The sequence below is a fragment of the Baia soyae genome, from assembly GCF_004341445.1.
GTDB lineage: Bacteria > Bacillota > Bacilli > Thermoactinomycetales > Thermoactinomycetaceae > Baia > Baia soyae.
The window spans coordinates 1-10102 of record NZ_SLXV01000060.1; the positions used below are offsets into that span (position 1 = coordinate 1).

A 10102-nucleotide genomic window follows, 5' to 3' on the forward strand; every position below is an offset into this window, starting at 1 on the left:
CGTATGCATCTCGAAGAGGGAAGAAGTGTAAACAGCCTGACAAAAGAATACGGACTGGGAGCAGGGAGTCTTAATAGCTGGATCAAGAAATACCGCGAAGAATGCAAACAAACCAATGGAATGAATCAACCGAACCAAAAGGATGTATTTGACCAACTTGCCCAATTAAGAAAGCAAAATGAAGAACTTGAAAAGGAAAACCGCTTTTTAAAAAAGGCAGCAGCATTCTTTGCGAAGGAAAGCGAAAAATAGTTTATCAATTTATTGATCAGTACGCCAAAGAATTTGGCGTTAGATGGCTACTAAGACGATTCCAACTCTCTCCTCATGCATATTACAATTATCGCAAGCAACGAAAATCAAACTATCTCAAACAGAAGGAAGTGATTCTTACCTGTATTAAGGAAATTTACCATCGTTATGGTGGGAAAATGGGTTACCGGATGATCCAGAGAAGGTTAGCTCACGAAGGGCATTTATGTAGCCAAGTAACAGTCTATAAATATATGAAGGAACTAGGTTTGCGATCCATTGTGTTCAAACGGAAACCACCTTATGTAAAGGGTAAGAAACACAGGGTGTTTCCTAACGTTTTAGCTAGAGAATTCACTGCTGAATACCCCAATCAACGATGGTGTATCGATTTCACATACCTTCATTTGGCCAGTGGGCAACTTCATTACAATTGTTCTATTTTAGACCTGAACAACCGCAGGATTGTTGCTACGAGAACAGCTTCATACATAACTGCTGATTTAGCTATTGAGACACTCCAAGTGGCTCTCCACAAATGTTCACCTAAAAAAGGATTGGTTCTGCATAGTGATCAAGGTGTTCAGTTTACTTCGAAATCTTTTACTGAATTCTGCTCGCAGAACCGTATTGTACAAAGCATGAGTAAGTCAGGATGCCCTTATGACAATGCTCCAATGGAATCATTCTTTGGAAAACTGAAAAACGAGCACTTGAATCACTACGTGATTAAAGATCTTGATCATTTAAACCAATTAATTGATGACTATATTTTTCGCTATTATCACCATATACGACCTCACAGTGCCTTAAATGGAAAAACTCCAATGGAGGTATAGTCGATTTGTTTTTTTCAATAGGGTGTTACAATTTTGCTTGACCAGGTCAGTAGTATCCACGTTTCAATTAAATCATTCTCCAAATATATAATCTGATGAAGTATAAAAGCATGGGATAGATTAGAACGCCCCTTGAATGTGGAGTCTAATTTGCTAATGTATCAACTTGATTCAGCTTTTTTCTAGCAAAGATCTTTCCAAATAAAATTAAACTACTGATACCACAAGCAAAAAATAAGCTTCCCATGATCCAAGAAGGGAAAAATGCTCCTAAAGATACAGCTAGGCCACCTAGCAAGGTAGCACCTAAAATGCCTAAATCATTAGTAGCCATATAGGAAGCTCGATTTTCAACAGGTACAATATCGATAAATAAAGATTGCTTTACTGGAACATAAAATAACTCGCCGATCACTACTAGTATCATGGCAATTATTAAGACATAAGAGCTATTACTTATAGAGATAATAGTAAATCCAACTGAATAGAGGAGTAATCCAATAGTAAGTTGCCATGTATCTCTAATATGTGTGGCTAAACGAGTAAAGAAGAAACCCAGACCTATAACTAAAAGGCTGTTAATCGAGTTTAATACTCCGAACATCTCCATTCCATTAACTTGAAATGAGAATAGGGATTGTGGTTTCATTTCGTTTGCTAAACGAACTACTGTAAAGTCCATAGTTTGAATTTGAACGGACAGACTAAGTAAATTAGCTAGTAAAAACATTCTTAAAACAGAATCGCTTAAAACATTCTTGTAATTAAAAATGATTTTTTGTAGTAACTTTCTTTCTTTTGTAGCTTGATGTGTATGTCTATATGTATCTTTAATAACAAAAAGTATCAGAAGTAGGGAAAAGAGGGAGAAAGTAGCGACAAGTATCAAAAGTACTGATAGATACGATTTGAAGAAAAAGCCTCCAGCCAGAGCTCCCAAACACATAGCTACATTGTAAAACCAATAGTCTAAGGTAAAAATATATTTCCGTTCTTCGAGTTGGCTGGAATCAGCAATCATAGCTGATCCAGCGGGACGGGCAAAGCCAATGCAAAGACTATTTATTATTACCATAAGTAATATGGTCACAGGTGAGTTAATAATGGGGGTGCTTGCGATGCACATTATAACCATAGCTATGAAACGCGTGGTTTCTGCACCCACCATTATTTTTTTACGACTGAACTGGTCAGCAAAGTAGCCACCACATAGAGCCGTAATGAATGTAAGAACTAGATTGCCCATCAATATAACACCAGTCAGAGCCTGTGAAAAATGACTAGAGAAGTAAATAATCATGAAAGGTGTTATCATGTGAAAGGCAATGGCTCTTAAAAATTGATCCAAAAGGCGGATTTGAATATTAGTATGCAATTTTATCAATTTCAAAATAATGTCACCTCTAGATGAGTACTAAAGACTACATGTGTACAGGTTCACCATATAAATACATGCTATCTTTAGCTGTGATATCTACCGACTTTGCAAAAGATTGTTCATCATAATTTGTATTAGCGTGGGGGGAGAGTAACGATAGTAGAGAGACAACACTCAATGTACAAAGACCGGATATCGTAGATTTAATCATCATAACCCAACTCCTTTTTTTGTGAGGACATATAAAGTCTATGTGCAAGTTCCAAATAATGAATAGACCTTTCTCGATTAATTTCTTTCCAACAGTTTACCAGCTCCATTGCAATGAGGTATTGTTTTTCCTCTAAGCCTAGCCTTTTCGCTAAAGGTAGTGCTTCTTCAAAATAGAAAATAGATTCTTTGAAATTCCTTATTTCTGAATTTAGTTTACCTAATGCGATTAGGGCTTTTATTTTTAGAGGATCATTATTGTGTTTTTCAGCTATAGATAATGCTCTGGAAAGAGCATCATTAGATTCATGGTATTCTTCTTTTAGCATACACAAATATCCTAATTTTGTATATGCCTTTGAAGCCAAAAAACCTTGAGTAAGCTTATTCTCAAATGTCAATGCGGTACTAATACAGTTTTCTGCTTTTATAAGTTTTCCTTCGATTAGATAGGCACTACCTAATACGATCCATAGTGCGAAGTTGCGGTCGTGTAGTTGATTTCTACGTGCAATACCTCTCCCTTTTTCAGCAAGGTAAATAGCTTCTTTTGTATTTTTCATTTTTAAGTTTACATCTGCAAGTACCTCGTATATGCCTGCAGTTATTATGCCACTATCAATATGTTGGATGTTTTTTATCAATTCTTTTAGAATCATTCCACATTCTTCCATTCTCTCTTGCTTTTCCAAGTATACGGCTTTATTGAATTTCATCGTATAAAGCATGTAATTTTGATCATAAGAAGAACTTAGTGAATCAAAAGAATTTAGAGCTATATCAATATAAACTAATGCTTTTTGGATGTTATTTTGCTTATAATAGATGATGCTTAATTCGCTATAACATTGACAGAGAACATTTTGAATGTTCCCTTCGGAACTATTTTCAGCATATCTGATACCAGATAGGAAATGCTTTTCGGATTGTTTTAGATTCCCTTTTCTAAAATAACATCTCCCTTTTAGATAATGGACAAGGGTTATATATGGATGTTCTGATGAAATATTAAGTTGTTTTAAACGTTTTAAACCTTCGGCAGGGTTTCCTGAATCTATCGTATGCGAGATAGATTCAAGTACTTCATTTAGATCATTTAACTTCTGTTCCTCGGATTCGAGAGTGATGTCTACATCACTAAGATCAAAATCTAGTTGCTGAGCATAAAGAGTAATAGATTTGATTTTAGTTGGTACTCCTCGTTCAATATTGCTTATCGTTGGCTGAGTTAAATTTTCACAAACAAGCTCCTTCGCATGCTTACCTAGTTGTTTTCTCTTGTGTCGTAAGGCTTTCCCTATTTTGACAAAATTCATGTTGACTCACTCCAGTTGTATAGTGAATATTTATTTATTCTATATTAACTTAATATATTATTAAAAAATAAAACTGAAATCAAATTTTATTTGCATAAATAACAAATAAACATACTGTATATAAATATAAATTAAATTAAAAAAATTTATTAAAATCTGTTTATTGATATAGGAATATTACTTTGATTAAATATGCTGTAAGAATTATTAAGTTCGAAGATTTGTTTCGTTTAAACTGATTATAGATGTAGATAAAAAATATGTTTTTCTCGCATCTATAATCAGTTTATTTAGAAAAAAATATATCTGCCGGAATTATTGATTTAAAAGTGCGTGGTAGATGGTGAGTATAGTTTTGACTAAACAAGAAAAAAGGTTGCATGTTTAGTTTCCTAAAGAATATACAAACGATCAGATATCTGGAGTATTTTTTATTTCTAATCGTAGGGAAGTGATTACGTGGTAAAGCTTGAAGTTACAGGATCAAAGGAAGAAGTCAATTCATTTATGTACAAGTTATATTGCAATCCTATTGTGAGGGTATTGGAACAAAAGGTTGAAATTAAGATAGTAGACAACAAGATTCGACATTGTGCAAAGTGTACGATTCGTTACTATCTGAACAGGAAAAGAACTTAAATAGGATCACATATACACAATGTGAATAAAGAGATACAGGATATATGTTGTAGATTAGCCAACAATCTTTAGTGCTATTAAAAAAGAAAATGAATCTATAATTTTCTGAGGGAAGATAAAGGGATCCTGTTGAAAGATTGAGATTTTCATAAGGAAGGATGTGATACCAGAAACCTATTTATCTTATCAAGCAGGTTGGAACAATATTTATTCCATTGGTTAAATACCTCATAAATAAGGAGAAGAGAAGAAGATGGAGTTGCCGAAAATTCGTTCATATAGTCGTTTTTGTTGGATATTGCTTATCTCCATTGTAATTTGGTTTTTGCTGTTTTTTACTTCTATACATAGTGTAATGCCTGTCAATGGAATTCGTATTACAGAATTCGAGAAAAAAATAAAAATCGCAACATGGTTTCCTCAAGGATGGGGTTTTTATAGCAAAAATCCACGAGAAGAACAATTCATGACTTTCGATATTTCAAAAAAAGATATTGCTGCCAATTGGCCTAATAGTAGGTCTGAAAATTGGTTTGGTTTAAAGAGATTCGGAAGAAGTCAAGGAATAGAAGCGGGGTTAATTAATAGTAAAATCCCACGCTCTCATTTTCAAGAATGTAGAGACGAACCGTTAAACTGTCTAGAAAAATCAAAAATTGTCTTTGAACTAGAGAATCCCACACCAGAACCTACTATTTGTGGTGATATCGGCATTGCCTTTCAACAGCCTATCCCTTGGGCGTGGAGTAATAGTAGGAAGAAGATAGAAATGCCATCAAAAGTTGTGAGGGTGAAGGTTATATGTTCGAAAAAATAGGACAAAAGGTATACAATTGGGCGATTTCAAGTAATCCATGGACAAATGTATACGGATTTGCTAGGTCATTGTTAGCGATTGCAATGGCAATCACACTGGTATTTAATGAAGCTCAGATTTTTTTCCGGCCTGTGGCAGGGGCAGACGTGTATCCTAATTGCAGTGGTAATATAAGTATTTTCTGTATGGTACCCAATGATTATTTTTCATTAAACTTTGTTAAATGGATAGTGTTTATTCTGCTTTTGGTAATTGCTTCAGGGTGGAGACCGAATGTTACAGGGATTATTCATTGGTGGATTGCTTATAGTATGCAAGTTTCTGCCGTGACAATAGATGGGGGAGAACAAGTTGCGGCAGTTTTAACACTTCTATTGATCCCGATTACTTTGACAGATCACAGAACGTGGCACTGGCAAAAAGCAAAAGATCATGCCGATTTATACAGCAATAAATTTGTCTATTTTCGAATTATTGCATTGTGTTCGTTAATCGCTATTCGAGTACAGGTTGCAATTATATATTTTCACTCGTCTATTGCCAAGATGTATGAGCCTACTTGGATTGATGGTACAGCAGTCTATTACTTCCTACAAGATCCTATGCTAGGGATGAATTCTTTCTTTCTACAATTAGTTAAGCCAATATTGACTTCGCCAGCAGTTGTAATACTCACATGGGGAACACTGCTTTTGCAAATCTTCTTATTTGGAGCGCTGTTTGCATCGAGAAAATATTGGAAATATTATCTAGTTGTTGCGTTACTGTTGCATGAAACTATTGCGATAATGCTAGGGTTAATTAGTTTTTCTATTGTTATGACTGGAGCGTTGATTCTATATTTGAATCCTGTTAACAATGAATTTAAATTCATATACAAAATTAAAAAATATTTTAATAGTGTAGGGTTGTCTAGGATAAGAAAGAAGTTTATCACAGAGAATGATCCAATGTTAGATATACGTAAAAGGTAAGGTATGGATCGTTTAAAGGGGGTGGTTATATTCAGAATCATAATTTCTTATATACTTGATTGACCAGAAAAATATTTGGAGGTTATGGAATATGGTTAAGAAGTTTATTTCAGCTCTTTTAGTTTTGTCAATGCTTGTAATAGGCACGTCAGTTTACGCTAAGGGTAACACAGCAGGCTTTTCTAAATATGATGGAGAAACGATTTATCGAGGTATCGCATTTGGTCAAGGACCAGTTGCAGAACTTTTTCCAGAAATTTGGACTAAGGAGGTCTTAGCAAAAGCTAATACAGAGGAATCAAAGAAGGCTGTAGATTTGATTATGAAGGAATTCAAAGCAAAAGACTCGAATTTCTTTAAAGAACTGGAGTCGTCCATATACGCTAGAGATTTAACAGAAGTAGATACAACTCTACAGAAAGGTGCTAATTTGTTGCAATCAATAGCAAAAATAAACTCGACTACCCAGAATGCACTGGGTACTGGGACAGGTCAATGTATTGTGGTTGCGGTTGGAGTTGCAGTCGTAGCAGTTACTGCGACGGCTGTATTTAACTATGGAGCTCTTGTAAATGCGGCAGCAGGAGTAAATGTTTATGCAGCTGTAGTTGCAAAAACGAAAGTTTACTTGAAAGCCCCATCTCCAGACGATATTTCAAATGAAGATAGCTCATTAGCAAGAGAATATTTTTTACAAGACTTGACTGAGAGATTAGTGACAAGTTAGGTTTAAACTAGTTATTGCTTGGGAATTTAGAACATATTAAATAATATGTTCTAAATTCCCGCCCTTTGTTGTGTTGATCTGGTTTGTTGGGAACCAAATAGAGGAAACTTAATGGAGGTTGGAAGACATGAAGAAATTTAAGAGCAAAACAGATTTTATTTCGTTCTCTATCCTATGGGGAATCCCTGTTGTGGTCACTCTTTTCTTACTTTATTCTTTTGATACTGTAAAGGATGCAGTGATTCCCATTGCGATTTTTTGGTTGTTAAATAGTTTGACCATCTGGATTTATTTTTCAACCTACTACAAATTCACAAATGATGAAATCATTGTAAAATCCGGCCCTATTCGTCGGAATATCCCTTACCAATCTATTTCTAGTGTAAGGAAGACAAAGAGCCTAATCGCTTCACCAGCGCTTTCGATTCTGGACCGTATAGAGATCGTCTATAGTAATGGTTCGGTTATCATTTCTCCAAAAGATAAAAAGGATTTTGTTAATATGTTAAAAAGCAAAAATCCAAATATCTCCTCTGATATTTAAAATAACATAAAAAACAAAATGTAGTAAATCGATGGGTACCTTTGGGTACTTTTTTGTTAGCTTGAACAGGAGATGAGGTTGAAGTCTTGAAGAGAGAAATAACTCTTTCATGATGATATCCAGATTTTATCTCTATATAATATTTTGTTAGTAAATATGCCTGAATATTATTTACTTTGGAATGTGAAAGGATGAGTGATTATATGAATTGGAATAAAAAGAAGTGTAGCGGACAGGAATTAGGTATTCAGGACTCCATAGAGATTCAACCACTCCGCTCTGTTCTTATTTTTTATGATGGATGGTGTCCTTTCTGTATGAGTAGTATCCATAAATTGGAGAAGTGGGATTTCTTAAAACGTTTGAAGTTTATGTCGTTTAGAGAAAATGCTGTTGTTGAAAAGTACGGCTTAGATATAGTTAAGTTGGAAAAACGAATCCATTCGTTAGTCATTAAACAGGATAGGATCGAAGAGGGAGTTGATACTCTGATAAGAATATCTCGGAATATTCCACCTTTATGGGTGTTCAGTCCGATTCTCGTGCTGTCCGCTCGACTAGGATTTGGCAAAAGAATATACGACTGGATTGCAAGTCGGCGAACCATTATCCCAGTTGGGAGATGTAAGGAAACAAATTGTTTGATATCTAAATAAAGACGAGGAGTGTGAATTATTCACTACTTGTTTTTTAATGAAACTAAGTACAATACATAGGGATAGTCGGCACTCTTTTCATAGACCACAGCCCCCTATCTACGAAATAGAACCCTGTGAATAGGAGGCCATCTCCGACGACGGTTATCACAATCACAGGGGCTTGTTGTTACACACAATCAGCGAGTTGCAGATATTTGCAATAAGATATTTTACATGAAGGAAGGAAAATGCATTAATCATGTATCGCATAATTTTTTGGAATAGCCAATATATTTCTTCTGATGAGAGGTAGTGATGAAATGGTGAAAAGGATACTGTTCCTCATGATCCAAACTTTGTGTGTGTCCATTCTTCTGATAGCGTGTCAAGCAAACGGAATGAATGAAGAGTTAACAAAGAGTTTAAATTCTAGACCGCCCTTAACGATTGCTGTTGTAGGAAAGCCCCCTCAAGTCGCAGAAAAAAATATTCAGTTTCGGCAAATAGAGTTAGGGAATTTAAAAGAAGGTAAAGGTTATCATGCACTTTTTATTATGCCAGAGTATCAAAAACAAGCCTCTGAACCTCAATTCAAAGCGATTTACAAAAAACTTAACTACCCTATTTTTATAATGGGTGCTAAGAAATCGGTAGATGTATATATGAATGATGATATTGGATACGATGATCTTCCAGATAGCAAAGATGGTATGTATGCCATAGGATTTGCACCATTCGAATCGAAAGAGGAGAAGCAAACGTTTGGATTTGGATTGTATAATGATGTAGAAAGTAAAGAAATTATAAAAGGAACATATAGCCTTGTTTTTCAAAAAATTTATGAGGTGTTAATCAACAGAAGTCTTTAAATATCTAGTATTGTATCCCCTGTAATAGCTATTTCCCACGAGATTAGGCTATCACAGGGGTTTTGTATGTGTTTGCTATTAACCTGAAAAAGTTGACGGTTATGTATTTGTATATTGCGTTCTTGCATATATTAAAAGAATAAATACATGTCAAAAATCCTGCACTCCTGCATACCTTGAACAGAGGTGATGACATTGGAAGAGGATTTTTGTCCAGATGCAACCTATTATATAGGGAATACGACGATTCACATAGTAGCACCAAAGATAACAGAAGAAGAGCGGCAGAAAAGGTTAGCCGAAATAAAGAAGTTAATTATACAGCTCAAGATAAATAATACACAAGTCTGCAATACAAACAATAATAAATAAAAATATATCAACACATATAGTAACAAAAGAAGCTCCTGTAATAGTTATCTCGGACGAGATCTGGCTATCACAGGGGCTTGGGTTGTGCTTGTAATGGCGGAATGATTTGAGCCACTTTGTATATAACCAATCCCAATACGACTGATATCTTTTATATGTGTATCTGTATTATGTCTATGGAATTCCTTATTTTCCAATATCAGTCTACTCCTTGCAAGATATCGTAAACGAAGAAGGACCGCTAGGGACGATGATGGGTTAGAATTGAGTTCAGTTCTATGTAGAGTATTGATTTTGTAAGCATAATATCTCATATTTGTGAACAAAAAAATCAGCTTTAAGGGGCTTTATCTTTTGAAAAATTAGGCTATGAATAGGTTTTTATGTAATATCCAACTAATAGAAGCCTCCTGTAATAGCGATCTCCAAAGAGATTTGGCTATTACAGGAGGTTTTGTATGTGGCACTACTAATCTTGTAAAATAGATAGATACACTTGATGCCAAATATAGAAAAAAACATATATA

At 34.8% G+C, this 10102-nt stretch carries 10 protein-coding genes; 8 read left to right on the plus strand and 2 right to left on the minus strand.

All coding sequences use genetic code 11. The annotated features are described in order from the left end of the window. Together EDD57_RS13550 and EDD57_RS13555 are read left to right on the plus strand one after the other, a co-directional pair. On the plus strand, positions 1–252 hold a 252-nt coding region (locus EDD57_RS13550), incomplete at its 5' end, for a transposase (protein WP_207896842.1). A gap of 11 nt (positions 253–263) precedes the next feature. Then, complete coding sequence (locus EDD57_RS13555) at positions 264–1091, plus strand: IS3 family transposase (protein ID WP_243649564.1); 828 nt, start codon at positions 264–266, stop codon at positions 1089–1091. A 145-nt stretch (positions 1092–1236) separates the two neighbouring features. Here EDD57_RS13555 and EDD57_RS13560 read toward each other — a convergent pair whose 3' ends face one another. Then, positions 1237–2481: an MFS transporter gene (locus EDD57_RS13560; protein ID WP_131849950.1), complete on the minus strand. Its 1245-nt coding sequence runs from the start codon at positions 2479–2481 to the stop codon at positions 1237–1239. A 191-nt stretch (positions 2482–2672) separates the two neighbouring features. Then, positions 2673–3995: a tetratricopeptide repeat protein gene (locus EDD57_RS13565; RefSeq protein WP_131849951.1), complete on the minus strand. Its 1323-nt coding sequence runs from the start codon at positions 3993–3995 to the stop codon at positions 2673–2675. Between the two features lie 892 nt (positions 3996–4887). Between EDD57_RS13565 and EDD57_RS13570 the strand changes: the two genes are divergently transcribed. The 6 genes from EDD57_RS13570 (at position 4888) to EDD57_RS13595 (ending at position 9203) form a co-directional block, all read left to right on the plus strand. Further along, positions 4888–5451, plus strand: coding sequence for an SdpA family antimicrobial peptide system protein (locus EDD57_RS13570; RefSeq protein ID WP_131849952.1), 564 nt, complete (start codon positions 4888–4890; stop codon positions 5449–5451). Then, complete coding sequence (locus EDD57_RS13575; RefSeq protein ID WP_131849953.1) at positions 5436–6425, plus strand: sporulation-delaying protein SdpB family protein; 990 nt, start codon at positions 5436–5438, stop codon at positions 6423–6425. Before EDD57_RS13570 ends, EDD57_RS13575 begins: the two co-directional genes overlap by 16 nt. A gap of 91 nt (positions 6426–6516) precedes the next feature. Continuing rightward, complete coding sequence (locus tag EDD57_RS13580; protein ID WP_131849954.1) at positions 6517–7152, plus strand: sporulation delaying protein family toxin; 636 nt, start codon at positions 6517–6519, stop codon at positions 7150–7152. A 127-nt stretch (positions 7153–7279) separates the two neighbouring features. Next, positions 7280–7696: a PH domain-containing protein gene (locus tag EDD57_RS13585; RefSeq protein WP_131849955.1), complete on the plus strand. Its 417-nt coding sequence runs from the start codon at positions 7280–7282 to the stop codon at positions 7694–7696. A gap of 203 nt (positions 7697–7899) precedes the next feature. Then, entirely contained in the window at positions 7900–8352 is a 453-nt protein-coding gene (locus tag EDD57_RS13590) for a thiol-disulfide oxidoreductase DCC family protein (protein ID WP_165873835.1), read from the plus strand. A 326-nt stretch (positions 8353–8678) separates the two neighbouring features. Then, a complete protein-coding gene (locus EDD57_RS13595) occupies positions 8679–9203 on the plus strand; it encodes a hypothetical protein (protein ID WP_131849957.1) in 525 nt (174 codons plus the stop codon). Positions 9204–10102 lie beyond the last annotated feature (899 nt).

Coding starts and splice junctions, on each gene's coding strand:
- EDD57_RS13565 (WP_131849951.1), bottom strand. CDS start 3,995: ATGAATTTTGTCAAAATAGGGAAAGCCTTACGACACAAGAGAAAACAA.
- EDD57_RS13570 (WP_131849952.1), top strand. CDS start 4,888: ATGGAGTTGCCGAAAATTCGTTCATATAGTCGTTTTTGTTGGATATTG.
- EDD57_RS13575 (WP_131849953.1), top strand. CDS start 5,436: ATGTTCGAAAAAATAGGACAAAAGGTATACAATTGGGCGATTTCAAGT.
- EDD57_RS13580 (WP_131849954.1), top strand. CDS start 6,517: ATGGTTAAGAAGTTTATTTCAGCTCTTTTAGTTTTGTCAATGCTTGTA.
- EDD57_RS13585 (WP_131849955.1), top strand. CDS start 7,280: ATGAAGAAATTTAAGAGCAAAACAGATTTTATTTCGTTCTCTATCCTA.
- EDD57_RS13590 (WP_165873835.1), top strand. CDS start 7,900: ATGAATTGGAATAAAAAGAAGTGTAGCGGACAGGAATTAGGTATTCAG.
- EDD57_RS13595 (WP_131849957.1), top strand. CDS start 8,679: ATGATCCAAACTTTGTGTGTGTCCATTCTTCTGATAGCGTGTCAAGCA.